Here is a 26,580-nt window from a genome sequence, read left to right on the forward strand (position 1 = left end):
GGGGCCGTTCAGATCACGCAGCCGGCCTCGCGATGGTCGCGGGCTCCGGCCATGTCCGCCACGATGCGCCGATAGCTGGGGCACTGGGTGAAGTCGTCCGCCGTGCACTGCATGAGGTGCTCGATCAGCGCCTTGGAGGCCGCTATCTCCCGGAGCCGGTGCTCCAGCTCGGCGTGGTGGCGCTCGAGGAGCGCCCGGCGTTCGGCCTGCCCGGAGACACCGAGCATCTCCCGGATCTGCTCCAGACTCATGCCCGCCGCCTTGGCGCGGATGATCGTCAGGACGCGGATGACGTGGTCGCCGGTGTAGCGGCGGCGGCCGTTCACCCTGGTGGCCGGAGTCAGCAGGCCCATGGCCTCCCAGTGGCGGAGTACGTGCGGTGCGAGATCGAACCGCTCGGCGAGCTCACCGATCAGCATGGAATCGCTTGACTTCATGTTCACATTAACTTGCAGACTTGCCTCCGCGTCAAGCAACGACCGCTTATGGAGGCAGACATGCTCGCGAAGCCCACCCACCCGATCGCCCAGGAAGGGGGCCGGGCCTGATGTCCGCAGACCTCGCGCAGACGGCCTCGGCCGCTCCACCGAAGGGCGGCAGCGTACCGCTCGCCACGGCCGGCCTGTTGATCGGCATGCTGCTGTCGGTCCTGGACCAGACGGTGGTGGCCATCGCCCTGCCCGACATCGCCGAGGACCTGGGCGGCATGGACGCCATCGGCTGGATCATCACCTCTTACGTGCTCGCCTCGACCACCACCGGCGCGCTTTACGGCCGCGTCAGCGACAGGTTCGGCCGGCGCCCGGTATTCGTCACCGCCGTCGCCGTCTTCGTCCTGGGCTCCGCGCTGTGCGGCCTGGCCCAGACGACGCCCCAGCTGATCGCCGCCAGGACCCTGCAGGGCATCGGCGCCGGCGCGCTGTTCGTGCTGCCCACGATCGCCCTGTCGGAGCTGTACCCGCCCCGTCTGCGCAGCAGGGTCCAGGGCTTCACCGGAGGCGTCTTCGCGCTGGCCAGCGTGGGCGGGCCGCTCGCCGGCGGCGCGATCACCGACGCCTGGGGCTGGCGCTGGATCTTCTACATCAACCTGCCTCTCGGGCTGCTCAGCATCGCGTTCACCGCGTTCGCGTTGCGGCTGCCCAGGTCGGGCGGGGATGGCAAGGTGGACCTCGTGAGAGCCGTGCTGCTCGCGGGCGCCACGGTGAGCCTGCTCCTGGTGGCCGAATGGGGCGGCCGCACCTACGCGTGGAACTCCGGCGTGATCCTCGGCCTGGGCGGGGCCCTGGCGGTGCTGGCGGCCTTGTTCGTGTGGTGGGAACGGCGTGCGAGCAACCCGCTGCTGCCGCCGCGGCTGTTCGCCGAGCGCGCCCTGCGCGTCACGCTCCCCGCCACCGCGCTGCTCGGCGCGCTCCTCGGCGGGTCGATCGTCTACCTGCCCACCTATCTGCAGGACGCGTACGGCATGGGGGCCACCCAGGCGGGCCTGGCGCTCAACCCCTACGTCCTGACGTTCATGGCGGTCTCCTCCCTGACCGGCGCCCGCGTCGGCGCCGGCGGCCGGTTCAAGCCCTATCTGCTCGCCGGCGCGGCGACCGCGGTGCTGGGATTCACGCTGCTGAGCCGGCTCACCCCCGACACCGCCTACGTTCTGCTCGGCGCGGAGATGGCAGTGCTCGGGGCCGGCTTCGGTCTGCTGATGCAGAACCTGGTGGTCGTCGCGCAGAACGCGGCCTCCCCCGCAGATCTGGCCGCCACCACCTCCGCCGCGGTGTCCGTCCGCGGCCTGGGCCTCTCGCTCGGCGTGGCGGCCTTCGGGAACCTCCTGGCCCGCGAACTCGAGGGCCACGCCACGAGCCCGGCGGCGACCGCCGCGGCCATCCCGGACGTCCTGTTCTGGGGGATACCGGCCGCCGCCGTCCTGGTGGCCTTGATGGCCCTGCTGCCCCGGACCGTCCTTCCTCCCACATCAGAGGGTGCCGTCGCGCGCGGATCCGGCTGATCGGTGGCAGAGCAGCCGCCGGATTGTCACTCAGTGGGGAGACGCGGCGATCTGTACGCGGTCGCTGTCGTTGTCGGAGAGGAATGACGCCAGCGCCCGCCCTTCCTCGGCCACGGTGGCGCTGTCGTCTCGAGAGAAGGGGCGCAGCGGGCTGACGATCACGGTGCCGCTCTCGACGCTCCAGGTCGCGGCGACCCGGCCGTCGACCAGTACGACGCGAGCTCCGGCGACCGACAGTCCGCGGTGGGCGTCGTCGACGATCCGGCTGCGGTCCTGGTAGCCGAGGAGCGCGTTGTCGAACGCCGGCAGGAACCGCACCGGGGCGGGCGTGTCAGGGTCGGGGCGCGGGGCGTCGGGCAGGTCCAGCAGTTCCCGGCCTCGCTCGTCGCGAAAGGTGACCAGCTCCTCGCGTACCGCGGCCACCGCGGCCGGCAGCCCGGCGAGGCCGCACCAGGCGCGCAGGTCGGCCGTGGCGGCGGGGCCGAACGCGGCCAGATAGCGCCGTACCAGCGTTTCACCGACCGGATCGGAGCCGTTCTGGGACGGGGGGTCGATCTCGCGGCCCAACCAGGAGGAGAGCAGGACGTTGCGCACGCCCGCCCTGGTGCGCCAGAGCCCGCGCGGGGGCAACTGCACCACAGGGAGGAGGGCGGCGATCAGCATCTCCCCCAGTGCCCGTGCTCCCGGCGTCGGCCAGCGCCCGGCCAGCGCCCGCGCGAGCTCGGTCATCGAGCGCGGCAGGTCATCGGCCATCACCGCCCGGCCTGCCGCGGCGAGCTCGTCGAGATCTATCCCGGCGAGCTCGCGGCGATAGGTCCCGAGGACGCGCTGGCGCAGCATGGTGTCATGGCGGGCCCGCCAGGCGAGGACGTCGTCGGCGGCGAGGAGGTGAACGGTGCGGCGCATGAGGTGGGTGCGCACCACGCTCCGCCGGATCAGCAGGTCCGAGAGCACCGCCGGGTCGAACGCGCGCAGCCGCGACCAGAGCCCGACGAACGGTTCCTGCGGTTCCTGCGCCTGCAGGCCGCACAGGTGCGCGACGGCGTCGAGGACGGGTACGTCGGCGCGATCGAGCAGCAGCTGCCGGGCGAGCGTCGCGCGGTTGAGCGCCCGGGTGCTGAGAACGGTCATCGGCTCATGCCCCAGTGCGCCCGTTCGGCCGATCGCCGGCGTGGGCGACCCGCGTGAGAGGGCCGGACGCTGGGCCCGCGGACGGTGGTGGTCAGGGGGGAGCGCCGGCCACGAGCGCGTCGAGGGGACGCGGTGGCGGCGATCACGGCGTTCGGGTTGCTGTCGTTGACTGGCACGCGACAACAGTCTCAGGCGAAGCGGACAGGTTGCGTCCTCTTTCTCCGGGCACCATGGAGGCCCGGACCGGCGCCGGGCCGCGCCTACAGCTCCGGCCGGGTTCAGCGTCGTCCGCGGCGGGCGGTGCCGAAGATGGATCTGGTGATCTCCCGGCCCAGAGCGGATGCCGCCGACCGCGCCATGGAGCGGAACTCCTTGGACTCCAGCACGCTCTCCAGCACGGACTGCCTCGGTTCTGCCTCTCGCTCCCTGGGCCTTTCCGGCTCGCGCGGCGCTTGCGGAGCGGGGCCGGCGGGAGCCTCGGCGGGCTGCTGGGTGGAGAGTTTCGTGGAGAGGATCTCGTACGCCGACTCGCGGTCGACCGCCGTGCCGTACTTCCGCTGAAGCGGCGAGGCGGCGATGACGCCCTGGATCACCTCCGGGCTCGACGGCGCCATGAGCGTCTGCGGCGCGCGCAGGCGCGTCCAGGCCACCGGGGTCGGCGCGCCCGTCTCCGACAGCACCGTGACGACGGCCTCGCCGGTGCCGAGTTCGGTCAGCAGCCGTTCCAGGTCGTACGCGGACGCGGGGAAGGTCGACACGGTGGCCTTGAGCGCCTTGGCGTCCTGCGGGGTGAAGGCGCGCAGGGCGTGCTGCACGCGCGCGCCGAGCTGGGCCAGCACGTCGGCCGGCACGTCCTTCGGCGTCTGGGTGACGAAGAACACGCCCACTCCCTTCGACCGGATCAGCCGTACGGTCTGGGCGATCGACTGCAGGAACGGCTTGGAGGCGTCGTCGAACAGCAGATGCGCCTCGTCGAAGAAGAACACGAGCTTCGGCTTGTCGACGTCCCCCACCTCGGGCAGCACGTGGAAGAGATCGGCGAGCAGCCACATCAGGAAGGTGGAGAAGAGCTGCGGCCGGTCCTGCACGGCGGGCAGCTCGAGGATGGAGATCGTCCCCTGGCCGTCCGGGGTCACCCGGAGCAGGTCGCGCACGTCGAACTCCGGCTCGCCGAAGAACGCCTCCGCCCCCTGCGCCTCGAAGTTGGTCAACGTGCGGAGGATGACCCCCGCCGTCGCCGCCGACAGCCCGCCGATGTCGCTCAGCGCCTCAGGCGTGGCGGTCAGATACCGGATGACCGCGATCAGGTCCTTGAGGTCCAGGAGCGGCATTCCGTTCTTGTCGGCGAAGTAGAAGATCAGCCCGAGCGACGACTCCTGCGTCTCGTTGAGCCCGAGGACCTTGGCGAGCAGGGTCGGCCCGAAGGCGGTCATGGTGGCGCGGATCGGAACCCCGGCCCCCAGACCGCCCAGGGAGAGGAACTCCACCGGACAGGCCGTGGGCTGCCAGGCCTGGCCGACCTCGGCGGCCCGCCGGGTGACGCGATCGGCGGCCGTACCCGGCGAGGCCAGCCCCGACAGGTCGCCCTTGATGTCGGCGAGGAAGACCGGAACGCCCTGGGCCGCGAGCTGCTCCGCCATGAGCTGCAGGGTCTTCGTCTTGCCCGTTCCGGTGGCCCCCGCCACCAGTCCGTGCCGGTTCAGCATGCTCAGGGCGATCCGGATCTGCTCCGAGGGGTCGGCGCTGCCGTCCGCACGCACCAGGGCCCCGAGTTCGAGCGCCGGCCCCTCGACGTCGTACCCCTTCATCAGATCTCCCCTCGTAGGTCGGGTCGCCTGGGCGGCCCCCGGCGCCCAGCCGACCCGACCTACTGCTCGCGTGACAGCACTGGACGCCCGCAGTGTTGTTACCCACTGTGATGGATATGTCACAGAGTGAACGGGGGAGGTCCTAGTTGTCGGCGGTGAGCCCTTCGGCGATCTTGGTGAGCTCGCGTTCGACGGCCTTGGCGTTGGGGAACTTCTTCACGTACACGGGGCTGAACATGATCTCGGCCCGCCGCTGCTCCCCCATGTTGAGGAAGAGCGTGGGGGTGCCCGCCATGCCGTCCTCGCCGACGTCTGCGATGACCGAGTAGCCGGTCCGGTCGCCGACGGTCACCTCTTCGCCCTCCCCCTCGTCGCGGTACGCCTGGACGCGGTCGTCGACCTGCTGGACGGCCTGACCCTCGTACACGAAGATCTGCACGCAGTAGGAGCCGTGCTCGTCGCCGTCGAAGTTCCACGAGGTCGAGTAGCTCTCGCCGTAGTCCACCGACCAGTTGGACCACTTCAGGCCCTCGGGCAGGTAACCCACCTTGACGTGCTTGAACACCTTCCCGTCGCCCAGGTCCCCGAGGTTCGGGGGATCGGACCGAACGGGCGGGATGTCGTCGATGGCCGGCGGATCCGGCGTCTCGGAGACGGCCGGCGTCTCCGAGGCGGTGGGCGTCTGCATGGCGCCCGGGGCCGCCGTCAGGTAGAGGGGGCCTGCCGCGATGACGGCCACCGACGTGGCCAGGGCCGCGACCCTGCCCCGCGTCCTCTTCCGCCGCGTGGACCGGACGACCCGGTCCACCAGGTCGGGCGCGGCGTGCAGCCGCGCGGTCTCGTCCGCCATGACCTGGCGGAGCCGTTCCTCAAGCGTGGGCATTGCCGATCACTCCTTCCACGGATGCCTCGCCGAGCGCTGTACGCAGCTTGGCCATCGCCTTCGACGTCTGACTCTTCACCGTGCCGACCGTGCAGCCGAGCACCTCCGCGGTCTGCGCCTCGCTGAGGTCCTCCCAGTAGCGCAGGACGACCACCGCGCGCTGCCGGGGAGGCAGGTCGCGCAGCGCGTCCATGAGCAGATGGCGCAGATCGACGTCGGTCGAGCGCGCCGGCCTCTCCGGCAGGATGCGCATCGGGATGATGCTCAGGATCGCCCGGCGGCGGGCCCGGCTGATGGCGGTGTTGATGATGACGCGGCGCACATAGGGCTCAGGGCTGTCGTGCCGCACCCTGTCCCAGTTCCTATAGGTACGCTCCAGCGCCGTCTGCAGCAGGTCCTCTGCCTCCGCCTCGTTCCCGCAGGCGAGGTAGGCGACCCGCAGCAGGGTCGTGGCCCGTGCGGCCACGAACGCGCCGAAGTCGTGCTCCGCGCCGCTCACGTCTGTCTGTCCCGTTTCACGCCTTCTAATACGCCTTGGATCCTGCAACAGTTGCCCGAGTGCCGCAGGCAACCTTGTGAGGCGGCCAGGCGTATTTGGGGGCGTCACTTCGGACCTCCTGGAGGAAACACATGAAGCTCGCGACCGCACCGGTCCGGCCGCTGATCGCCGTAGGGGCCGGCCTGGCCGCCGTGGGCACCGCCGCGCTGCTAGGCCTGCCGAGCTTGGTGAAGGCGCCGGAGACGCGGCTCGCGGCCGCCGCGTCGGCTCCGCCGGAAGGCGCCTACTGGCATACGAGGGTGCTGACCCAGCGCATCGGTCCCCGCCAGATGGGCAGCGGCGCGAATCGCTACTGGGTGGTGGAGCAGGCGCTCAGCGAGGACTGGACCGCACCTGACGGCAAGGCCTGGTTCGGATACCGGAAGCCGGGGGCGTATCCGAAGAGCGCGGCGGACCGGAAGGCGTGGCGCCGCGATGGCTCGCCGGCCAAGTGGACCCGCACGGCCGACGGCCAAGTCGTGAAGCTGTCGACCGAGCCGGACAAGGGCCATGTCGGGCCCGTACGTGGCAACGACGACCAGTTCTTCCTGGCCGGGCAGAAGCTGACGTACGACGAGGTCCAGCGGCTGCCCGCGGACCCGAACGCGTTGAAGTCCTGGCTCACGGAGGCCGCGCGCGTCTCACGGGTCAAGCAGAACGACGTGGACCAGTACATCACCGGGGCGCTGCCGGGGATGCTCTATCAGCTTCCGGCACCCAAGAACGTCCGCGCCGCGGCCTATCAGGCCTTGCTGACGATGCCTGCTGTCCATTCGCAGGGAGAGTCCAAGGACAGCAGGGGCAGAGCCGGCGCGGCCCTGTCGATCGACCACCCGCAGGTCGTTCAGAAGAACGGACTGACGATCAACGAGAAGAGCGAAATGATCGTGGACACCGGCACGATGCTTCTGCTCTCCGAGAGCCGGATGACCACGATCAGTGGCAAGCTGTCCCTCAACGAGACCAGCATCCAGACCATGCTCGAGGTCGGCTGGACCAACGCCGCGCCGGCCGTGCCCGCCCTGCCGTAGCGGCGCCCGCACCGGACGACCGCGGCGCCGGTGAGTTCACCGCCGGCTGCCGTCGCCCCGCGCTCTTGCGCGAGCGCGGGGCGGTGCGTCAGCGACGGGCTTCGTGAAGTAGGCGGCGCTCTCCGCGTCCGCCGGGTAGTACGACTCGATCGCGACCTCGTCCAGCGTGATGTCCATCGGGGTGCCGAACGTGGTGGTGGTCGAGAAGAGCCGCACTTCTCGTCCGCCGAAGCAGAAGATCATCGGGATCACGACCTCGGACTCGATCGGGTGGCTCGCGTCCTCGGCGTAGGGCGCCAGCAGCTCCTCGTAGAGCGCGGCCAGCTCGGGGTCGGGGGCGGTGGCGAGCTGACGCGTGATCCGGGTACGGAGCACCGCCCGTACCTCGGCCAGATTGACGATCCGTGGCGCGAGCCCGCGCGGGTCCAGTCCCAGCCGCACCATGTTGACGGGCGGCTTCAGCAGGTCGGGGGCGACGTCGGCGAGGAACGGGTCGAGAGCGCGATTGGTCATCACGATGTTCCAGCGGCGATCGATGACCAGCGCCGGGAACGGCTCGTGCGCGCGGAGCACTTTCTCGATCGCGCCCCAGGCCGCCGACAGCGAGTCCCCGTCGAGCGGCCGCTCGGCGTAGCGGGGGGCGAAGCCGGCGGCGAGCAGCAGCCGGTTGCGCTCACGCAGCGGCACGTCCAGCTGATCCGCGAGCCGGAGGACCATGTCCGCGCTCGGTCTGGTCTTGCCGGTCTCCACCAGGCTGACGTGCCGAGCTGAGACGTCGGCGGCGATCGCGAGATCGAGTTGGCTGAGCCGCCGGCGATGCCGCCACTGCCGCAGCAGCTCCCCCACCGTGTACATGATCGCCGATGCTACTCGTCATGGCGCCGTACGCCATGAAATGGGAGTTCATCGACAGCCGTCGCGACGGCGGAAACACTGGCTCCATGACCGCAGAGAACAAGAGCATCGTCCAACGCGCGCTGACAGAGCTGGTCGGGACGGGCGACGTCGAAGCGCTGGCGCCGTTGCTGAGCGAGGACTTCGTCCATCACAGGCCGGATTCGACCTCGTCCACCAAGGCCGAGTGGCTCGCCGCCGTACGCTCCGCGCTCGTCCCGCTCGCCGGCATGCAGGTCGAGATCCATCACGTGCTGGCCGACGGTGATCACGTCGTGATGCACTCGCGTCGCCGGCTTCCCGGCGCGGAGCCGGGGATCGCGGTCGTCGACATCTGGCGGCTCGACGACGGGCTGATCGCCGAGGGGTGGGAGATCATCGAGCCGGTGGCGCAGGCGGCCGCCAATCTCGTGTGGTGGGAAGCGGCACGACCCTCCTGGACGACCTGGTGACCTGGGCGACCGCGATCGTGCATGATCGCGGCACTGGCTTGACCTTCCGGTTGCGGTGTGCCGTCGTGGCGTCGGGGCGGTCATCCATACGCGCGGATGATGCGGCCGGTGTCGTCGCCTTCGACGCAGTGCAGGTAGTGGCCGACGAGTTCGTCCATCGGCACTGGGCGCATGCCGGGTAAGTGTTCGGCGAAGGCATCGACGGAGTCGCCGATCATCGTGGGGCTGACCACGTTGATCCGCATACCCCGTGGTAGCTCGATCGCGGCCGACAAGGCGAAGCTGTGCAGGGCGCCGCTGATGACGCCGCCGCCAGTGACGTGCGGCCATGCTCGGTCGGCGAAGATCCCGGACGTCAGGGTGAAGGAGGCGCCGTCGGCGCAGTGATGCTGGCCGGTGAGAACCAGATCGGCTTGCCCGAAGAACTTGGCTCGCAGGTTCTCGTACAGCGCCTCTGATGTCAGCGTCGTGAACTCGTCGAGCGCGCCGTGCGCTGCGACGCTGACGACGCTGTCGACCGCCCCGATCTCGCGGTACATGGCCTCGATGGTCGAATGTGAGGTCAGGTCGACGTGGACGTCGCCCGACGCCAGCAAGGTGAGCGCGTCGGCGGCAGATGTGCCGGGACGCGCGTAGAACAGACCCATTTGCTGGTCATCGTCAGGTAGCGTGACCGTCTCGTTCGCCAGAGTCATTCGCCCGACGACAGGATGGTCGAGTTCCCGCAGGTAGTACGAGCAGGTTCGGACGGGGCGCCGCGCCCACATTCGCGCGAAGTCCCGGCTGTCGACGGCGAGTTGGCCAACGAGCTGTTCGAGCACCGGGTCGGCCGGGTGCCGCGCAACCGCCTGATGCAGGGCCGCGACTGTGACCTGCGCTTTGGCGTGCCAGTCGCAGTACAACGCGCGGTGGTGCGGGTCGAGGAAGAGCATTCGGGCGATGTTCGGCCGAATCCGCATGTCGGGAGCGTTGAAGTCGACATGGCCGGCCAGCAGGGCGTGTCCGAGGCGGTTCCACCCGAGGACGTCGGCGCGGTGATCGATCACGATCGCCGGTGTTCCGGGGATGGCGGCGAGCAGTTCACGTACTGAGGGCCTCAGCCTGCTTATGCGAGCGCGAGGGCGAGTCGGTCGCCTGGGAGCGGCAAGGATCCGCAGGTGCTCGTGCTCAGCCGGAGAGAGCTGCAACGCCGCAGCCAGTGCGTCAATGACAGCGTCAGAAGCGCTACCACTGACACCCTGTTCAAGCCGCGTGTAGTAGCCGACACTGACGCCGGCAAGCTCGGCCAGCTCCTCCCTGCGCAGTCCTGGGACTCGCCGACGAGTGACGCCGGTCTCGATACCCGCCGCGGCCGGTGTCAGGCGTTCACGCCGGCTGCGCAAGAATCCGCCCAGGTCGTTTGCTGCTCTGTTGACCACCCACCCATCGTCGCGCCAATCGCCGATCGCCGCCTGCCCCAAACACGGATACCTTCGCGGCGCTCCCGGGCGTTACGTGCAGCACCGTAGAGCACATCAACAGAATGGTCTTCCGCATGTCGCCCGCGCACCGGCGGACTACAGGTGGCGCCTACGGCGACCGTGCCCATGGTCAACCGTGGGTCAATCTTTACCGCGCGGCGGGCAAGGACCTGGCCACGAATGTGTGGTGCGTCTGCTAACGATCAACGCTCAGCTTCGTGGCCCTTTCTGGCGTGTTTCGGCCGCCTCCTGATTGTCGATCGTCGGTGAATGACGCTGCTGCGGCGAGTTCGGTGCGGTTGGCGACACCAAGCTTGGCATAGACGTTGGAGAGGTGGGTCTTGACGGTGCTGCGGCTCATGAAAAGTCGTGCTCCGATCTGCGGGTTGGTGAGGCCGGCGGAGGCCAGCCGTGCCACACTCAGCTCGGTCGGGGTGAGGCTGTCCCAGCCGGCGGCCGGCCGGTCGCGGGCACCCCGGCTACGGCGGACGTAGGCGACCGCGTCGTCGAGGGACAGCTCGGCGCCCGCCGCCCATGCCGCCGCGAACTCTTCACCGAGCTCCTGCCTGAGCCGGTCGAGCAGTTCGGCGTACTCACGTCGTTCGGCCACGGGGCGGGGATATGCCAGGGCCACGCGTGCCGTGGTGCTGGCGGCCAGTGTCCGCACCGCGTTCGGCGGGGGCAGATGCGCGGCGATCGCGTCCAGGCTGTCCATCCAGAACGTGCGCAGTCCGTGGGCGACGCGAATGGTCAGCGCCTCGTGGTGTAGGTCGGGGTCGCCGGTGAGATGGGCCTGTTGGTGCAGCACGTCCGCGAGGACGCGTGGCATGCCGAGCTTGCGTGCGATGGCCGCCGCCCGGTCGAGCTCGCCGCGGGCGTCGTCGTATCGGCCGGCGCGTCGTAGGGCCTCTCCGTAGCCGGTGTGCACCTGCGCCGCGAGGTAGGTCGGCGTGGTGTGCGCGGCCTGCCGCACATCGTGTTCGAACCAGCGCAGGGCCCCGTCGAGATCGCCGCCGGCCACCAGCACTTGTGCCAGTGCCGACCCCACTCCGGGCACGAAGACGGCCGCTTCGGCGTTCTCCATGAGCAGCAGCAGTGGCCGCATCGTCGCCAGCGCCGCGCTCACGTCCCCGGACGCGGTGTACGCCGCGGCCAAGGCGCCGCGTGCCATGCCGACGCGCAGGTAGTCGCCGAGCGGTTCGGCGAGTTCGAGTGACTGCTCGGCCAGGCGGCGGGCCTCGGCCGGCCGGCCGCTCGCGAGCGCTCCGCTCGACAGGTACGCCAGGGTGGTCGACGCTATCCCGCGGTGACGGTGGCGCAGGCCGTCGAGTGCCGCCTCCAGCAGCGGGCGGGCCTCGTCGTGCCGGTTCTGCAGGTGTCTGATCATGCCCTGCAGCGCCAGCTGAGCATGTTTGAACAACTGGTCGCCCGCGAGGTCGGCGGAGCGGATCGCCTCGACCGTGAGGTCCCAGGCGGCGGCGAAGTCGGTGTAGAACCGGCCGACCGCTGCCAGCGAAAGGCACTGGCTGCGCAGGCTCTCGTCGCCGTGCGCGGTGGCCAGTTCCAGGGCCTGCTGTGCCGCGTCGTATTCCATGTCCAGCGGGCTCGTGGTGTCCGCGACCAGCGCCAACCCGGTGAGCAGCCGCGCCTGCAGCAGCGATCGGTCCGCCGGCACACGGTCGATGGCGCGGCGCAGGAAGGCGATGCCCTCGTGTCCGTGCCGGTCCAGATGCCACAACCACGACAGCTCGGCGGCGAGGCGCCGTCCCCTGTCGGGATCGGCGGCGGTCAGCCCCCACTCCAAGGCGGCACGCAGGTTGTCGTACTCACCCTCCAGTCGGGCGCGCCAGGCGTCGAGATCGATGGCCCGCTCGGGTCCGCCGGCGGCGAAGGCGAGGAAGTGGCCGAGATGGCGGTCGCGGACGAGGACGACCTCCCCGGCCTCGCGCAACCGGTCGGCGGCGTAGTCGCGAATGGTCTCCAGCAGCAGGAAGCGGGACACGCCGCCGCGGGTTTCCACGGCCACGAGCGACTTGTCCACCAGCCGGCCGATGCTGCCCAGCACGTCGTCGCGGGCGATCACTCCGCCCGTACAGACCGCCCGTGCGGCGTCCAGGTCGAAGCCGGAGGGAAACACCGCGAGGCGGCGGAACACCGTCCGGTCCGGCTCGTCGAGCAGGTCGTGGCTCCAGGCGATGGACGCCGCCAGAGTCTGCTGGCGCGCGGCGACACCGCGGGGGCTGCGGACGAGCAGGCCGAACCGGTCGTCCAAGCCGTGCTCGATCTGCTGCGGGGTGAGGGAGCCCAGCCACGCGGCCGCGAGCTCGATGGCCAGCGGGATGCCGTCGAGCCTGGAGCACAGCACCCGCGCGGCGGCCTCGCTCGCCCGGTCCAGACCGAACCGCTGCCGGACCTGGCGGCCCCGTTCGACGAACAGCTCCAACGCCTCGTCCGGCGCCAGCGACGGCACCCGCCAGACCACCTCGCCCGGCACGGCCAGCGGCTCGCGGCTGGTGGTGAGCACCGACAGCTCCGGGCACGACGACAGCAGCGCGCCGGTCAGCTCGGCGGCGCCGTCGATGACGTGCTCACAGTTGTCCAGGCAGAGCAGCGCGCGGCCTCCGCGCAACTGCGCCGTCATGGACCGTACGGGGCCCTGGGTGGGCTCGACGAGCACGCCGAGCCTCGCCGCGACCAGCTCGGCGAGTCGCGCCTGGTCGCTGACGGCCGCCAGCTCGATCCACCAGACGCCGTCCGGCCGGCGCGCGGCCTCGGTGGCGGCGATCTCCGCGGCGAGCCGGGTCTTGCCGACGCCGCCGGTGCCGGTCAGTGTCACCAGACGCCCGGTGTCCAGCAGCGCGCGCACCGTCGCCAGCTCGGACCGCCTGCCTACGAAGGTGGCGAGCTGGACGGGATGGTCAGGAGGTGTCGCGGACGTCATCGCAGGGCTCAGTCTGCCATCGGACCGTTGGGATCGGCCACCGTAGAGTCCTGGCCTCGGCCACCTGGCCGATGTTCCGCTCAGCCGCCGCAGGCAGGCTTGCCGCGTACAGCCGGACTCGACGACCAGGGAGCGACGTGATGGGGTCCGTCATCGCCAGCATGACCATGTCTCTCGACGGTTTCGTCGCCGGGCCGAACGACGAGGTGGACGACCTGTTCGCCTGGTACGACGCGGTGCGGGCCGGTGCCGGGGTGTTCCCGCCCGGCGCGCTGGGCTCGCTGGTCTGTGGCCGCAGGCTGTTCGAGCTGACCAACGCGTGGGGTGGCAGGCACCCGATGGGCGCGCACGTCTTCGTCGTCACCCACAGCGTGCCGGACGCCTGGCCGCGCGAGGACACTTCGTTCACGTTCGTCACCGACGGTGTGGCCAGCGCGGTACGGCAGGCCAAGGATCTCGCCGGTGGCCGCGACATCGCGATCGCCACGCCCACCATCACACAGCAGTGTCTCGACCTCGGACTGGTCGACATGCTCGCGGTGGACCTCGTGCCCGTCCTGCTGGGAAAGGGCATCCAGCTCTTCGCCGGGCTCGCCATGGCGCCGGTCGAGCTGGGCACGCCGACGGTCATCGAGGGTGAGAACGTCACGCACCTGCGCTACCCGGTCCATCACTGAATCGAATGGAGACATCATGTCGGATATATCTGCATACCTGGATCGGATGCCCGGCCCGCTGGAAGTGTCGGCGGATAACCCGCGCTACTTCACCGCACGTTCGGACAACCGGGCGGTGTATCTCACCGGCTCACACATCTGGAACAACTTCCACGACGGGATGGGGCCCGGCGCGACCGCACCGGCCGAGCCCGAGAAGATGGACTACAGCGCCTACCTGGACTTCCTCGCCGCCCGCGGGCACAACTTCATCCGGCTGTGGCGCTGGGAACAGTTCCAGTCGCAGGCCGCCGGCGGCGCGTACCACCTGAACATGAGCCCGCAGCCATGGCCGCGCACAGGACGGGGAACGGCCAAGGACGGCGATCCGAAGTTCGACCTGTCCCAGTTCGACCCGGCCTATTTCCAGCGGCTGCGCGAGCGGGTCACCGCGGCCGGCGAGCGCGGCATGTACGTGGCCGTGATGCTGTTCGACGGCTGGGCGCTGCACCTCAGCCCGGCGCCCGACAACGTCGAGGGCCATCCCTTCCACGCCGGCAACAACGTCAACGGCATCGGGATCACCTCGATCCTCGACCACCAGGTCCTGCCGCTCGACCCCGCCGTACAGGCCCTGCAGGAGGCCTACCTCCGGCAGGTCGTCGACACCCTGCACGACCTGCCCAACGTCCTGTACGAAGTCTCCAACGAGTCATCCGGAGGCGGCGCCGTCAGCCCGGAGATGGCCGACGCGCTCGGCGTACCGCTGGAGACCGAATGGGGTGACTCGACCGGCTGGCAGTACTGGGTGATCGAGTTCGTCCGGCAGTACCAGCGACAGCAGGAATACGATCCGCGCCCGATCGGCATGACCATGCAGTTCCCAGTGGCCGACCAGACCCTGGTCAACGCGCCTCTGTTCGACGGGCCCGCCGACTGGATCTCCCCTGGCTACGACGACGAGATCTTCCGCGAGGGCGGTCACCCGTCCGCCCCGGGCGGCTCGCCGTCGCGGTGGCTGGACAACCCGCCGCCCGCCGACGGCCGCAAGGTGCTGCTCAGCGACACCGACCACTTCGCCCCCGGCCAGGGCGACGCCCTGTGGGTATGGAAGGCGTTCCTGCGCGGCCACAACCCGGTCTTGATGGACTACGGCCTCATCGACGGTGTCCCGTCCTCACCCGACGCCTTCGAACCGGCCCGCCAGGCGATGGGCGATACCCGGTGCTACGCCGAGAGGATCGACCTCAACAGCATGCCCCCTCGCGGCGACCTCACCTCCACCGGCTACGCGCTCGCACACCCCGGCAAGGAGTACCTCATCCTGCAGCCCGGCGGGACCAGCGACGTGTTCACCGCCGAACTGCCGGCCGGTCGCTACGCAGCCGACTGGTACGCCATCGACGAACAGACATCCCTGCCCGGCGACGAAGTCACGGTGCCGAACGACAGCCTGGTCAAGTTCACCGTACCGTCCACGATCCACGGCCCGGCCGTGCTTCACCTGGCGGCCACCACCACCCGAGAGCGGTGAGCAGCATGTGGGATCTGGTTCCCCGGCTGCTCGGCGACAACCGCTACCTCGTGCTCGCCACCGCCGATCGCCAAGGACGCCCGTGGGCTACACCCGTCTTCTTCGCCGCCGGTGAGGAGGACCGGCTCTTCTGGGTGTCGGCACCGGACAGCAGGCACTCCCGTAACATCGCCGAACGCCCGGACGTGGCCATCACGGTCTTCGACTCCCGCGCGCCCATAGGCGGCGCCGAGGCGCTCTACCTGGAGGCGACCGCCGCCCCCGCCGACGATCCCGCCGCGGCACTGACCATGCTCAACGCCCGCCTCCCCCCAGGCAAACAACTCACCGGCGACGACCTCGCGCCGTCCGGCCCCCTGCTGGCCTACCGCGCCGACATACGGCGGCACTTCGTCCTGATCCGGGGAGGAGACGCGCGCTTCGACAACGTCACCGACGCACGACTGCGCGTCACACGCCCTCAGGAACCCCGCCACGTGAACGACACGGACGGCGACCCCGGCTCGACCCGTCCCTCGACCGGCCCCAAGGAGCTGGCATGACCCGCGTCATCGCTGACATCTCGCTCTCCCTCGACGGCTTCGTCACCGGACCCGATCCCGACCCGGACAACGGCCTGGGCATCGGCGGCGAGGCCCTGCACACCTGGGCGTTCTCCGACGACCCCGGCGACCGCCGGATCCTGCGCGAGGCGACCGCCCGCTCCGGCGCCGTCATCCTCGGCCGGCGGCTCTTCGACGTGATCGACGGGCCAGAAGGCTGGAACGACGAGTCCGGCTACGGCGCCCGCGAGGTCGGCAAGCCGGCGTTCATCGTCGTGACGAACTCGCCACCGCAGTCAGTACGACTCACCGACCTCGACTGGACGTTCATCACCACCGGCCTGGCCGACGCCGTCGCCGCTGCCCGCGAGCGCGCCGAAGCGGCGTCGGCACAGTGCGGCCAAGACCTCGATGTCGTCCTGATGGGCGGCGGCGCCACCATCGCCTCGGCCATCGACGCCGGGCTGGTCGACGCGCTGACGCTGCACCTCGCGCCCGTCGTACTGGGCGCCGGGACCCCGCTGTTCACCGGCACGACGCCGCGCACGCTGGTGCAACGGAGCGTGACCCCGACATCGACGGCAACCCACCTGACCTACGACATCCCCTGACGGCGTCGTTACGTGCTGTTCCGCCGCACCCACCACGGACATCTTCGCCGACCCTCTCGACAGGAGAACTCATGAATCACACACCATCCGCAACCGCCTCCCCGCCTGCCCGGCCACGCATGCGCACACACGTCAGAACGGCCGCCCTATGGGTGGCGCAAGCCATCCTGGCCGTCCAGCTCGCCCCGGCCGGAATCCTCAAGGTCTCGAGCGATCCGGCGATGGTGGAGATGTTCGCCACGATCGGGGCCGGGCAGTGGCTCCGCTACACCGTGGGCGTCCTGGAGATCGCCGCCGCCATCGGCCTCCTGGTACCCAGGCTGTGCGGGTCGGCCGCCCTCGGCGTGACCGCCCTGATGACCGGCGCGACCCTCACCAACATCTTCCTCATCGCCGCCCCGCCATGGCTGCCCATCGGCTTGCTCATGGTGAGCGCGCTGATCGCCTGGGCCCGACGTACCGAGATCAAGGCCTTTCCGCTCGGGTCCATGTCACCAGCTGCAAAGCGGCTCTAAGTGATCGGAACCACCGGCCGGTACAGCTGATCAGCCCTCGGCCAGTGCTGTGAAGCATGCGCAAGGCGAGGCCCTGTACTGGCCGGAATCCCGCTCAGCAATGAGGCACTTGTCAAGGGGGTCGCCCCTGGTGGTCCAGCCATGTTGAGGGTGCAATGGTCGGCGTAGCGGCTGAACTGGCGCAGCCTGCTCATCCCGATCGTGTTGCGCAGCAGCCCGCCGATCTGCTCCCGTCCGGGATGGCCGGCTCCGCGAGCACCGGCAAGAATGCCTGGTCGAACAGCATCACCACCTCGCCGACCTGATCGATTGCCGATTGCGTGACCACTGCCAGCAAGATCGCATAGAGGCGTTGTGGCTCGCGGCGTTCCAGCGCCCGGCTGGTCGAGCGGCGGCCCACCGAATCCAGATCCGCGCGTAACTGATCGGTCAGCAGGTGCGCGACCTTCTCCCACGTCAGCGCGGTGGCGCTGGTTCGGGCGGTGGCCACCGGCGGCGCCACGCTCGCCTCATCTGGCACGAACCCCAACCAGGGCAACGTGGCAAGCTGGACGGCAACCGTCCGGTGCCGCGTTTCCGCGCCAACCACAACCGCATGCTGCGGCATATCGTCCGCGCCGCTCCGCGGTTCGCGGCTGATGACGTGACCTCCGCGCCGCAGGCAGCGACGCGAGCGTCACTCCTTCGGCTCCGTTCCGGGGTGGAGCCTATGGCGATCGTCGCAGGGGACGGCCGGGGCTTGAAATTCATCGCCCGCACGATGACATCTGCATCTGTCGGGCGGCCGGCTCAGGGAGACAAGGTGGGATCAAGATTCCATCGGCGGTGGTAGAGCGCCGCATGAACCCAGGAGGTAGCCGGATGACCGTCCAGCGGATGGGGAACGTCGGCATCGTCGTCGCCCTGGCCCAGCACCTCGGCTAACGGCCCGTCGCGGCCGACCAGGGTGGATCCGGCTCGCAAGCCCCCCTGGTCACACCAGCCGAAGACGGCGCATGTGCTTCCCGCCATCAGCAATCACCCTCGATCACGCAGGCCCACGGGATAGCCGGGCGGATCAAGAAAAAGATCATGGAGAAAATGACCGTGGAATCGTACGAGGTCACCGAGGTTCTGAACCGCCCGCTCAGCCGGGAACTGCTGGCCCGGGACGTGGCCCGCCTGGCCTATGTCGCCAAGGACGGCACACCCCGCAACATCCCCATCGTCTTTGCCTGGAACGGCGCGGAGATCGTCATGTGCACTCCGAAGAACGCTCCGAAGCTCCGGGCCTTGACCGAGAACCCGATGGTCGCGCTGACCATCGACACCGAGGTGCACCCGCCCAAGATCTTGCTCGTCCGGGGCCGGGCCGAGCTGGACTACGTGGACGGCATCCCGGAGGAGTTCCAGACGGCCAGCACCGCCAAGATGACGCCCGAGCAACGGGTCGCGTGGGAGGCGGAGGTGCGTTCGCTCTACCACGACGGCATGGTCCGGATCGTGGTGACCCCGACCTGGGCGAAGCTGATCGACTTCGAGACGACCCTGCCGAGCCCGGTCGAAGAACTGGTCCGGCAGCGGGAGCAGCGTCAGTCTGCCTGAGCGGCGCGAGGTCGCGGCGTCGAGCAGCCGGTAACCCGCCCCGAGTGCCTCGGTGACCGCCTGCTCGGCCTGCTCGGGCGGGATCTGGTAGACGCCGAAGCCGACGGTCCCCCGAACGAGCGTCACCCCCGCAGCCGGGCTGGATCGCCGTTGACTGAGTCTGGGGCTCCAACCCCCTAGGATCCAGCCTTATGATCATTCGCTTATTAGCCGGGACGGCCGTCGGACTGGCGTTCCTCTCCGGTACGGCGCTCGCCGAGCCGGTCAAGGGCGCCCCCGAGCTGACCCACAATGAGCTCTACAAGGCGGCCAGGCTGCCCAAGGTCGCCTGCGCGCTGAACAAGGGCACGAGCAGCGCGTCGACCAGGAAATACATCACCGAACTCGTCGGCTGCCTGAACACGGCGTGGAAGCCGGCCATCAAGGACTTCGTCCCGGTGAAGGTGGCGTTCAAGGACGCGGACGACAAGGAGTCGTGCTCCACCGGCATGGACGTCTCCGGCTCGTTCTCCGAGATCTGCGCCACGGCCATCCGTGTCCGCGTGGCCGACGACTGGATCAAGGCCAAGCAGGATCTCACGGTCTTCACGTCCATCGTCAGGACGTGGAGCGCGGTCGTGACCGGGCAGACCGGCATCGGGCAAGCCTGGTGGGGCCTGGAGAACGACGCGTCAGAACCCCTCATGAACGAGCAGAACCGCCGGTACTACCTGCAGATCGACTGCTTCATGGGCGTGTCGGCGAAGGCGCTCGGGCGGAAGGTCGAGGACTGGAAGCCCGTGATCCAGGTTCGGGAGTTCTGGAAGAACAGGTACCACGCCAAGTCCGCCAACCGCCTCTACTGGCTCGAGCAGGGCTACAAGGCGGGCAGGCCGGGCGCCTGCAACACCTGGACGGCGAGCTCTTCCAAGGTCGCCTGACCCAGGTCGCGGGCGGCCACGGCTCGCGCGGTGGTGCGTCAGCTGTTCGCCGGGATGGGGAATCGGCCACCGGCCTCGGCGCGCTCGACCGCCGCGAGCCCTGCCGGGTGCATGCGATCCTCGCGCCGCAGGCGCTCGACCCGCGCGACGTTCGGCTTCGACCAGGCGCTGCGCGGCCGTCGCGGACTGAAGCGCTGGCAGTACGTCGACTCGTCGCGGGCGCGGGCCAGACCGTCGATCCAGCCGTAGCACAGCGCCTCCTGCAGGGCCTGTTCGTAGGTGAGGCTGGTCGGGTGGCTCGTGCCCTTCTTCGCCAGTACGAGCCAGGCCTCCGTCATGGAGTCGTGGTGGCCGTCCAGCCAGCTCCGCCACGCGGCGGCGTCCTCGAGGATCATCATGGCGCTTCCCCTCTTTCATCGGGATGACGCTGTCCATTCTGCTGGTCAAAGTGCTCATCGATTGAGCACTTTGACCAGCGCACGAGCCGCCGCTGTGCGGACACGCCCTGGCCGCTGAGCCTGCGGCTCCGGTTCGTGCCTCGGTCACTGCTCGTCAGGGGCGGGCGTGAACGCCGATGCCTCCAGAGACGACGAGGTTGTCGCCGGTGATGTAGCCGGCGGCGTCCGAGGCGAGGAAGGCCACGGCCTCGGCGATGTCGACGGCAGCGCCGACGCGGCCGAGCGGGACGTCCCGAGCCCAGGAGTCGATCATTTCCTGGGGGACGCCCATCTTGCTGTAAACAGGGGTGTTGATCAGTCCTGGGCTGACGGCGTTGACGCGGATGCGGCGGGGGGCGAGTTCGAGCGCGAGTGAGCGCATGAGAGGCACCAGAGCACCCTTGGCGGCTGTCATGGCTGCTCCGATCCCTTCGCCGGCGCCCACGGTGAACACGACCGAGGCGCCCTCGTTGAGCAGCGGGAGCGCCTTCTGCAGGGTGAAGAAGTTGCCCTTGACGTTGATGTCGAACAGGGCGTCGAAGGCGTCTTCGTCGGTTGACTCGATCGAGCCGGGACGGGAGATGCCGGCGTTGAGGAAGAGCAGGTCGAGGGAGCCGAACTGCCGGCGTGCCTGGTCGATCGCATGGTCGATGTCCGGCAGGGACCGTGCGTCGGCCCGGACGGTCACGACGTCTTCCGGAAGTGCGGCGTTGGCGACGTTGCCGACGCCGGTGACCATGACGCGGTAGCCGCGGGAGTGGAGCAGTTCGGCGGTCGCCTTGCCGATGCCGCTGGTTCCACCGGTGATCAAAGCTGCGGGTGCGGACATGGTGTGCATGCTCCTTTGCGGGTTCCTGGGAGGTCGCAGGGCGGTGGCGGTATTGCGCGACCGCCCTTGGCAGCGTACGCCTAGTTGGCAGCGACTGCCAAATATGATGTGAATGTCGATCTGGCAGCGCTCGGCTAATCTGGTGGCATGAAGCAGGAAGCCGAGACAGCGGCGGGCGCACCGACCACGCTGTGGGCCCGGACACGGCAGCTGGCCTCCCAGGAGATCCTCGAGACGGCGCTGCGCCTGTTCACCGAGCAGGGCTACGACCAGACGTCCATTGCCCAGATCGCCCGAGAGGCCGGCGTCTCCCAGCGCACCCTCTTCCGCTACTTCGGCACCAAGGAGGACCTTCTCGGCGGCAACCAGGACCGGTTCGGGCAGGTCCTGACGGACACGATCAGCGAACAGCCCGCCGAAGCCGACGTCTGGGTGGCCCTGCGCGCAGGGGTTGCCGCCGTACTGGCCCTGCACGACAGCCGCGAACAGGCCCTGGAGCGCTTCCGCCTGCTGCACAGCACCGCCTCGCTGCGTGCCGGTTGGCTCGAGAAGCGGCTGCGGTTCCAGGAGGATCTGCTGCCGCTCATCAAGGCGCGCATGGACGGCGGCGGGACGGATCCGAAGGCCCGCGCGGTGATCGCGACGGCGTTCGCGTGCCTGGATGCCGCGTCAATGACGTGGGTCGAGAACGACGGCAAGGGCGACATCATGGACCTGTACGACGAATGCCTGGCCGCAGTGCGCGGCTGAGCCACGGCGACCAGGCAGCCCGGAGACTCCGGGGATCCGGCATCCCGTCTCAGCGGGCCTCCGGGCTCGCATCAGCCGGTACGGATGCGTCCGGGACGGACGTCGCGCTGGAGCGATGCCTTCGGGCGACGGCCGCCGCGCCGGTGCCGCCGGCGACGAACAGCGCGGCCAGCGCGAGCCAGCCCACGGTTTCGTGTTCGATGGCGGTGGCGGTGACGAGCACCGGTGAGACCATGGCGGCGATCGCGTAGCCGGTCTGGCTGAGGCCCTGGTAGGCACCCGCGTTACGCTGGTCGGCCAGTTCGAAGGCCATGCCCCAGCCGCCCGCCTCCCCCAGGATCTCGCCGAAGGCGTGGGCGAGCCCCGCCAGGAGAAGCAGGACACAGGCGATGATCAGGTTTCCGTAGCCCGCCAGCGCGTACAGCCCGCAGGCGAGCGCAAGCAGCCACGACGCGCGCCGGACGGCGATCCCCGCGCGACGCACGTCGTGGACGCCACGCGAGACACGCACCTGAAATACCGCCACCACCACGGTGTTGAGGACGAGCAGCACGGACACGATGGCGGTGGGGGCATCGGTGGAGGCGACCCAGAGCGGGACGCCGACGGTCAGCAGGCCGAACTGCACGGCCACCACGGCGTTGCAGGCCACGCTCGCCAGATACGTGCGGTCCTTGAGCGGTGACGGTCCCCCCGCAGGGGTGCCGGCCGCGTCGCCTTCCGGCGGCGCGACCATCCGGGCCGGCAGCTCCGGCACCCGGGATGCGAGCCGTGCCAGCGGCGCCGCGGCCGCCAGCAGCAGGACTCCGGCGGCGATCAACGCGGCCTGGTACGCCACGGCGGTGCCCGTCAGGAGCGCCGCGGCGGCGGCCAGCGTGCCCAGGCCGATGAAGACGTTCGTGACCACGCGCATCCGCGCCCGGACCACCACCCGTTCCGGGCCGGTGTACCACCGTGCCAGCATCGCCTGCTTCGACGTACTGCTCGCCGAGCGCATCGACGCGGCCAGGCAGGCGATCAGGGTGAACACGACGACGTCCGAAGCGAGCGGGTAGGCGAGCATCGCCAGGCCGTTGAGGGCCGTCGCCACCGTCTGGACGCGATGCGCGCCGACCCGGTCGGCGAGCCGGCCCGACGCGTACGAGGCCAGCACGCCGGCGCCGCCCGCGATGCCCAGCCCCAGGCCCACCTTCGTCGCACCGAGTCCGATGACAAGCGTGAAGTACAGCGTGCTGACGGTGTAGAAAACGCCGCTGGACAGCGCGAACGCCATTGTGCTGAGAGTCAGCGAGCGGCCGACACGGTCCTCGGGGAAGAAGGTTCGGATCACGCCCCGTTTCTCTCGCACCTGGGCCATGGAAACCAATGATGTAGCGTATGGCTACATGGTCGCTGTCCGGCGCGGTGGGGTCATCGCGTACGAGCTCGCGGGCATGGACGTCGCCGACGTGCGCTTCGCCGCCTCACCGCTCAACGAGCTCACACTGTCGCTGCGCACGTTCCGGGACCCCGGACGCTATCCCGTGCACCTGCCCTGGCTGCGGCGCACGGAGCACGTCCGGTCCGGGCTCGACCTGCCCCTGCTGCGCGCCCTCACGAACGACGCGCTGTGGTCGCCCGACTATCTGACACCCCGGCCGCACGCTCCCCTCACCCGCATCGACGACGAACTCGCCGCCGTCGCGCGCGTACCCCTGGAACGCATGCTCGACGACCTGCGCGCCCTCCATCCCGGGCGGCTGCCCGCACCGTTGCGGGGCGACCCGGCAACCGTTCGCGCGCGCATCACGGAGGCGCTGCGGGCGTACTGGCGCACCTGCTTCGCGCCGTGGTGGCCGCGGATGCGGACCGTCCTGCAGGCCGACATCATCTACCGCGGACAGGTCATCTCCGCGCACGGTCTGGCGGCGATGTTCGCCGACCTCAGCGAGCGGGTCCACCTGGACGAGGGCGTCGTACGCGTCCGCCTGGTCAGCAACACCGGCTACCGCCGGTCCACCGGCGGGGAGGGGCTCACCCTGATGCCGACGCTCTTCAGCAGGGGCGTGACCGCCCCGATCTCGCCGGAAGAGCCACCTCTGATCATGTATGGCACCCGCGGCGCCGGAACGCTCTGGCAGGCGGAGTCCCGCCGTTCCCCCGCGGCGCTCACCGAACTCCTGGGCGCGACGCGCGCGGGCCTGCTCACGGCGCTGGAGACGCCGGCGTCGTCGACAGAGCTCGCCGGCCGCCTCGGCGTCACCACCTCGGCCGTCAACCAGCATCTGCGGGCTCTGCGCGACGTCGGCCTGCTCACCAGCGCACGCCACGGCCGCTCGGTCCTGTATCTGCGTTCGGAGCTCGGCGACGCCCTCATCATGGGCGGGGCCGCGGGAGGCTCCGATCACGAGGGCGGACCGGGCGTGCTCCAGGCGAAGGCGGCCCAGGCGCCGACGCGATCAAGTGGGTAGGGTGGCGGGGTGTCGGGACGGCTCCGGGCGCCTGCTCGACCTGGGCTGCGGCACCGGCCAGCTGGCCATTCCGCTCGCCGGGCATGTCGCGGAGGCGGTCGGCGTCGATCCGGAGCCGGACATGCTCGCCGAGGCCGCCCGGCAGGCACGCGCGGGCGAGGTCGGCAATGTGACGTGGGTGCGCGGCAGTTCAGCGGACCTGCCGGGCGCGCTGGGGCGGTTCCGGCTGGTGACCATGGGGCGCTCGTTCCACTGGATGGATCGTGAGCAGGTGCTGAAAGCGCTGGCCGGCATGGTGGAGGACGGCGGCGGCGTGGTGATCGCCAATGACGGCTGCCTGGCGCGAGCGGTCGCGCCGTGGCAGCACGCCATCGAGGAAGTGCAGCACCGTTTCCTAGGACCGCTCCCCCAGGCCGGCTGCTCGGCGATCGGCGGCCCGCCTTCGAGCAGGAGATCGCCGACGCTCTGCTGGCGGCCGATCCGAGCGGGCGTTTCGTCGAACCGGTGGCACTCGAAGTGCTGATAGCCAGGTAGCGGGCAATCCCGAGTTGACCAAGCGTGAGCCGCGCCCGCGTCAGTGGGCCACGGTGACCACGATCTTGCCGAACTGGGTGTTGGACTCCATGTGCCGGTGCGCCTGCACGATCTCCTCCAGCGGGAAGAGGCGGTCCACCACCGACCGGAAGGCCCCGGTCCGCAGGCCCGACGCGACGAACGCCGCGGCGCGGCGCATCCGCTCCGCGTCCCTGGTGATCTCGTGCACCGTGTACGTGCGCATGTTCAGCGCGGGCATGCCCAGGTCGAACCCCGGATAGGGCGTCGGCTGCCCGCTCTGCGCACCCCACAGGAACAGCGTCCCGTCGGCGGCCACGGCCCTGGCCAGGTCCACCACGCCGGGACCGGCGACGGCGTCGAAGACGTACTCGGCGCCCCTGCCGCCGGTCAGCGCCAGCACCCGGCCCGCCACGTCCTCCTCATCGGAGACGATCACCTCGGCCGCGCCCTCCTCGAGCAGCCGCTGCCGCTTGGCGCGGGTGCGGGTGACGGCGATCGGTGTGGCGCCCACGCGGCCGGCCGTGTGGATCGCGGCCAGGCCGACGCTGCTGGAGGCCGCGTCCACCACCGCCACGTCTCCGGCCCGGATCCCGCCCACCTCCACCATCGCGCCGTACGCGGTCAGGTAGGGCATCCACACCGAGGCGCCGGAGACGGCGTCCACCTCGTCGGGGCGGTGCAGGAGGGCGGACGCCGGCGCGATCGCACGCTCGGCGTACATGGCGTAGTCGTTGTACGAGAAGGACGGCACGACGCTGACCGCCTGCCCCACCTCGAAATCGGTCACTCCCGGTCCGACCGCCTCGATCACACCGGCGGCCTCCGAGCCGAGCCCCGCGGGCAGCTGCTTGACCGGCTCGATGTACCGGCCGCTGCGGAACAGGGCCTCTGCCCGGTTGATCCCGATCGCGTCCACCCTGAGCCGCACCTCCCCCGGTCCCGGCTCGCCTGTCTCCACGTCCTCCAGCCGCATCACCTCGGGCCCACCGATCTCGTGGAACCGCACGGTCCTCGCCATGCCAACCATCCTTCGCTCGCTCTGAACGCGACTCACTCAAGCGCATAAGTACGATGAATGTCAAACTTCGACGACTGTCGTACTATTGGGCCCATGGGACGCACGCCGCCACACCCCGAGGTGTCACAGTTCGACCTCCAGCAGGTACTGGAGGCCCTCGTCGATCCGGTGCGCCGGAGCATCGTCACGCAGCTCGACGCCGCCGCCGAGGACATCAAGTGCGGCGATTTCGACATACCGGTCAGCAAGTCCACCGCCACCCACCACTTCAACGTGCTGCGCGAGGCGGGCCTCATCCGGCAGTACTACGTCGGGACCTCGCGGATGAACACCCTGCGCCGCGCCGACATGGAAGAGGCCTTCCCAGGACTGCTCGACGCCCTCACCAGGGCGCGCTGACCTCCTGCCGCCCGAGCGGGAGGAGGTCAGCGGCTTGCTTCTGTACCTACTAGTATGTACGCTCTTGACCGTGGACATGAGAGAACGGCTGATCGAGAGCACCCGAGAGCTGCTGTGGGAGCGCGGATACGTGGGCACCTCGCCGAAGGCCATCCAGCAGCGGTCCGGGGCAGGCCAGGGCAGCATGTACCACCACTTCAGCGGCAAGCCCGACCTGGCGCTGGCGGCGATCGCCCGCAGCGCCGACGACCTGCGCGCCCGCGCGGAGGCGGAGTTCTCCGGCTCCGCGAGCCCGCTCCAGCGGATCACCGCCTACCTGCGCCGGGAGCGGGAGGCCCTGCGGGGCTGCCCGGTGGGCCGCCTCACGCAGGACCCGGACGTGATGGCCGACCCCGAGCTGCGCCGCCCGGTGGAGGAGACGTTCGCCTGGCTGCGCACCCGGCTGGCCGGCGTCATCGCGGACGCGCGGTCGCAGGGCGAGCTGGACGCCTCGCTCGACCCGGCGGCCACCGCCACCGCACTCGTCGCCGTACTGCAGGGCGGTTACGTGCTGGCCCGCGCCGCCGGTGACGCGGAGGTGTACGCGCAGGCCGTTGACGGCGCGCTCGGCCTGCTCGCCGGCCACGCCCGCTGAGGGCCGGGA

General features: G+C 70.1%; 28 protein-coding genes. 15 read left to right on the forward strand and 13 right to left on the reverse strand.

Annotation, left to right across the window (positions count from 1 at the left end):
• Nucleotides 1-8: 8 nt before the first annotated feature.
• Nucleotides 9-437 (reverse strand): MerR family transcriptional regulator, encoded by a 429-nt coding sequence (locus tag AB0H84_RS31840; RefSeq protein WP_357612275.1) that lies wholly within the window; start codon nucleotides 435-437, stop codon nucleotides 9-11.
• 110 nt (nucleotides 438-547) lie between these two features.
• Here AB0H84_RS31840 and AB0H84_RS31845 point away from each other — a divergent pair, with 110 nt between their 5' ends.
• Nucleotides 548-1,999: an MDR family MFS transporter gene (locus tag AB0H84_RS31845; RefSeq protein WP_357612278.1), complete on the forward strand. Its 1,452-nt coding sequence runs from the start codon at nucleotides 548-550 to the stop codon at nucleotides 1,997-1,999.
• A 30-nt stretch (nucleotides 2,000-2,029) separates the two neighbouring features.
• Here the strand turns inward: AB0H84_RS31845 and AB0H84_RS31850 are convergent, their stop codons facing one another.
• The 4 genes from AB0H84_RS31850 to AB0H84_RS31865 form a co-directional block, all read right to left on the reverse strand.
• Nucleotides 2,030-3,130: a winged helix DNA-binding domain-containing protein gene (locus AB0H84_RS31850; protein ID WP_357612281.1), complete on the reverse strand. Its 1,101-nt coding sequence runs from the start codon at nucleotides 3,128-3,130 to the stop codon at nucleotides 2,030-2,032.
• A gap of 278 nt (nucleotides 3,131-3,408) precedes the next feature.
• Nucleotides 3,409-4,938: a helicase HerA-like domain-containing protein gene (locus AB0H84_RS31855; RefSeq protein ID WP_357612284.1), complete on the reverse strand. Its 1,530-nt coding sequence runs from the start codon at nucleotides 4,936-4,938 to the stop codon at nucleotides 3,409-3,411.
• A gap of 142 nt (nucleotides 4,939-5,080) precedes the next feature.
• Nucleotides 5,081-5,821: a hypothetical protein gene (locus tag AB0H84_RS31860; RefSeq protein ID WP_357612287.1), complete on the reverse strand. Its 741-nt coding sequence runs from the start codon at nucleotides 5,819-5,821 to the stop codon at nucleotides 5,081-5,083.
• Nucleotides 5,808-6,320: a SigE family RNA polymerase sigma factor gene (locus tag AB0H84_RS31865; protein ID WP_357612290.1), complete on the reverse strand. Its 513-nt coding sequence runs from the start codon at nucleotides 6,318-6,320 to the stop codon at nucleotides 5,808-5,810. Before AB0H84_RS31865 ends, AB0H84_RS31860 begins: the two co-directional genes overlap by 14 nt.
• A 131-nt stretch (nucleotides 6,321-6,451) precedes the next feature.
• Here AB0H84_RS31865 and AB0H84_RS31870 point away from each other — a divergent pair, with 131 nt between their 5' ends.
• A complete protein-coding gene (locus AB0H84_RS31870; protein WP_357612293.1) occupies nucleotides 6,452-7,390 on the forward strand; it encodes a hypothetical protein in 939 nt (312 codons plus the stop codon).
• A 36-nt stretch (nucleotides 7,391-7,426) separates the two neighbouring features.
• On the opposite strand, the gene AB0H84_RS31875 is transcribed toward AB0H84_RS31870, so the two are convergent.
• The gene (locus AB0H84_RS31875) at nucleotides 7,427-8,245 is read right to left on the reverse strand and encodes a helix-turn-helix transcriptional regulator (protein WP_357612296.1); all 819 of its coding nucleotides are present in this window, start codon (nucleotides 8,243-8,245) and stop codon (nucleotides 7,427-7,429) included.
• A gap of 86 nt (nucleotides 8,246-8,331) precedes the next feature.
• Between AB0H84_RS31875 and AB0H84_RS31880 the strand changes: the two genes are divergently transcribed.
• Nucleotides 8,332-8,736, forward strand: a complete 405-nt coding sequence (locus AB0H84_RS31880; RefSeq protein ID WP_357612298.1) for a nuclear transport factor 2 family protein — start codon at nucleotides 8,332-8,334, stop codon at nucleotides 8,734-8,736.
• Between the two features lie 80 nt (nucleotides 8,737-8,816).
• Here AB0H84_RS31880 and AB0H84_RS31885 read toward each other — a convergent pair whose 3' ends face one another.
• Complete coding sequence (locus tag AB0H84_RS31885; RefSeq protein WP_357612301.1) at nucleotides 8,817-10,196, reverse strand: SDR family oxidoreductase; 1,380 nt, start codon at nucleotides 10,194-10,196, stop codon at nucleotides 8,817-8,819.
• A gap of 196 nt (nucleotides 10,197-10,392) precedes the next feature.
• Nucleotides 10,393-13,137: a LuxR C-terminal-related transcriptional regulator gene (locus AB0H84_RS31890; protein ID WP_357612304.1), complete on the reverse strand. Its 2,745-nt coding sequence runs from the start codon at nucleotides 13,135-13,137 to the stop codon at nucleotides 10,393-10,395.
• A gap of 140 nt (nucleotides 13,138-13,277) precedes the next feature.
• Between AB0H84_RS31890 and AB0H84_RS31895 the strand changes: the two genes are divergently transcribed.
• The 5 genes from AB0H84_RS31895 to AB0H84_RS31915 all read left to right on the forward strand — a co-directional run bounded on the left by AB0H84_RS31895 (nucleotide 13,278) and on the right by AB0H84_RS31915 (nucleotide 16,995).
• Entirely contained in the window at nucleotides 13,278-13,814 is a 537-nt protein-coding gene (locus AB0H84_RS31895; RefSeq protein WP_357612307.1) for a deaminase, read from the forward strand.
• A gap of 16 nt (nucleotides 13,815-13,830) precedes the next feature.
• Nucleotides 13,831-15,327, forward strand: coding sequence for a hypothetical protein (locus AB0H84_RS31900; RefSeq protein ID WP_357612310.1), 1,497 nt, complete (start codon nucleotides 13,831-13,833; stop codon nucleotides 15,325-15,327).
• Nucleotides 15,328-15,332: 5 nt separating this feature from the next.
• Entirely contained in the window at nucleotides 15,333-15,869 is a 537-nt protein-coding gene (locus AB0H84_RS31905) for a pyridoxamine 5'-phosphate oxidase family protein (RefSeq protein ID WP_357612312.1), read from the forward strand.
• Entirely contained in the window at nucleotides 15,866-16,480 is a 615-nt protein-coding gene (locus AB0H84_RS31910) for a dihydrofolate reductase family protein (protein WP_357612315.1), read from the forward strand. The genes AB0H84_RS31905 and AB0H84_RS31910 overlap by 4 nt, the downstream gene beginning before the upstream one ends.
• A 119-nt stretch (nucleotides 16,481-16,599) precedes the next feature.
• Nucleotides 16,600-16,995, forward strand: coding sequence for a DoxX family protein (locus AB0H84_RS31915; protein WP_357612317.1), 396 nt, complete (start codon nucleotides 16,600-16,602; stop codon nucleotides 16,993-16,995).
• A gap of 190 nt (nucleotides 16,996-17,185) precedes the next feature.
• Here the strand turns inward: AB0H84_RS31915 and AB0H84_RS31920 are convergent, their stop codons facing one another.
• A complete protein-coding gene (locus tag AB0H84_RS31920) occupies nucleotides 17,186-17,584 on the reverse strand; it encodes a hypothetical protein (RefSeq protein WP_357612320.1) in 399 nt (132 codons plus the stop codon).
• Between the two features lie 491 nt (nucleotides 17,585-18,075).
• Here AB0H84_RS31920 and AB0H84_RS31925 point away from each other — a divergent pair, with 491 nt between their 5' ends.
• Together AB0H84_RS31925 and AB0H84_RS31930 are read left to right on the forward strand one after the other, a co-directional pair.
• The gene (locus AB0H84_RS31925; protein WP_357612323.1) at nucleotides 18,076-18,579 is read left to right on the forward strand and encodes a pyridoxamine 5'-phosphate oxidase family protein; all 504 of its coding nucleotides are present in this window, start codon (nucleotides 18,076-18,078) and stop codon (nucleotides 18,577-18,579) included.
• A 191-nt stretch (nucleotides 18,580-18,770) separates the two neighbouring features.
• A complete protein-coding gene (locus AB0H84_RS31930) occupies nucleotides 18,771-19,499 on the forward strand; it encodes a hypothetical protein (RefSeq protein WP_357612326.1) in 729 nt (242 codons plus the stop codon).
• Nucleotides 19,500-19,537: 38 nt separating this feature from the next.
• Here AB0H84_RS31930 and AB0H84_RS31935 read toward each other — a convergent pair whose 3' ends face one another.
• Complete coding sequence (locus AB0H84_RS31935) at nucleotides 19,538-19,897, reverse strand: hypothetical protein (RefSeq protein WP_357612329.1); 360 nt, start codon at nucleotides 19,895-19,897, stop codon at nucleotides 19,538-19,540.
• Between the two features lie 154 nt (nucleotides 19,898-20,051).
• Entirely contained in the window at nucleotides 20,052-20,765 is a 714-nt protein-coding gene (locus AB0H84_RS31940) for an SDR family oxidoreductase (RefSeq protein ID WP_357612332.1), read from the reverse strand.
• Nucleotides 20,766-20,912: 147 nt separating this feature from the next.
• Between AB0H84_RS31940 and AB0H84_RS31945 the strand changes: the two genes are divergently transcribed.
• Nucleotides 20,913-21,515, forward strand: a complete 603-nt coding sequence (locus tag AB0H84_RS31945) for a helix-turn-helix domain-containing protein (RefSeq protein ID WP_357612335.1) — start codon at nucleotides 20,913-20,915, stop codon at nucleotides 21,513-21,515.
• A gap of 49 nt (nucleotides 21,516-21,564) precedes the next feature.
• Here AB0H84_RS31945 and AB0H84_RS31950 read toward each other — a convergent pair whose 3' ends face one another.
• Entirely contained in the window at nucleotides 21,565-22,845 is a 1,281-nt protein-coding gene (locus tag AB0H84_RS31950) for an MFS transporter (protein WP_357612338.1), read from the reverse strand.
• 55 nt (nucleotides 22,846-22,900) lie between these two features.
• On the opposite strand from AB0H84_RS31950, the gene AB0H84_RS31955 reads away from it, so the two are divergent.
• Complete coding sequence (locus AB0H84_RS31955; protein ID WP_357612341.1) at nucleotides 22,901-23,965, forward strand: DUF5937 family protein; 1,065 nt, start codon at nucleotides 22,901-22,903, stop codon at nucleotides 23,963-23,965.
• A 1-nt stretch (nucleotide 23,966) separates the two neighbouring features.
• The gene (locus AB0H84_RS31960; protein ID WP_357612344.1) at nucleotides 23,967-24,488 is read left to right on the forward strand and encodes a class I SAM-dependent methyltransferase; all 522 of its coding nucleotides are present in this window, start codon (nucleotides 23,967-23,969) and stop codon (nucleotides 24,486-24,488) included.
• Between the two features lie 51 nt (nucleotides 24,489-24,539).
• Here the strand turns inward: AB0H84_RS31960 and AB0H84_RS31965 are convergent, their stop codons facing one another.
• Entirely contained in the window at nucleotides 24,540-25,538 is a 999-nt protein-coding gene (locus tag AB0H84_RS31965; protein WP_357612347.1) for a zinc-dependent alcohol dehydrogenase family protein, read from the reverse strand.
• Nucleotides 25,539-25,631: 93 nt separating this feature from the next.
• Here AB0H84_RS31965 and AB0H84_RS31970 point away from each other — a divergent pair, with 93 nt between their 5' ends.
• On the forward strand, nucleotides 25,632-25,937 hold the full coding sequence (locus AB0H84_RS31970; protein WP_357612349.1) for a helix-turn-helix transcriptional regulator: 306 nt from the start codon (nucleotides 25,632-25,634) through the stop codon (nucleotides 25,935-25,937).
• Between the two features lie 76 nt (nucleotides 25,938-26,013).
• The gene (locus AB0H84_RS31975; RefSeq protein ID WP_357612398.1) at nucleotides 26,014-26,571 is read left to right on the forward strand and encodes a TetR/AcrR family transcriptional regulator; all 558 of its coding nucleotides are present in this window, start codon (nucleotides 26,014-26,016) and stop codon (nucleotides 26,569-26,571) included.
• Nucleotides 26,572-26,580: the final 9 nt, after the last annotated feature.

Origin of the sequence: Nonomuraea sp. NPDC050786 (assembly GCF_040654115.1) — a bacterium.
Classification (GTDB): Bacteria; Actinomycetota; Actinomycetes; order Streptosporangiales; family Streptosporangiaceae; genus Nonomuraea.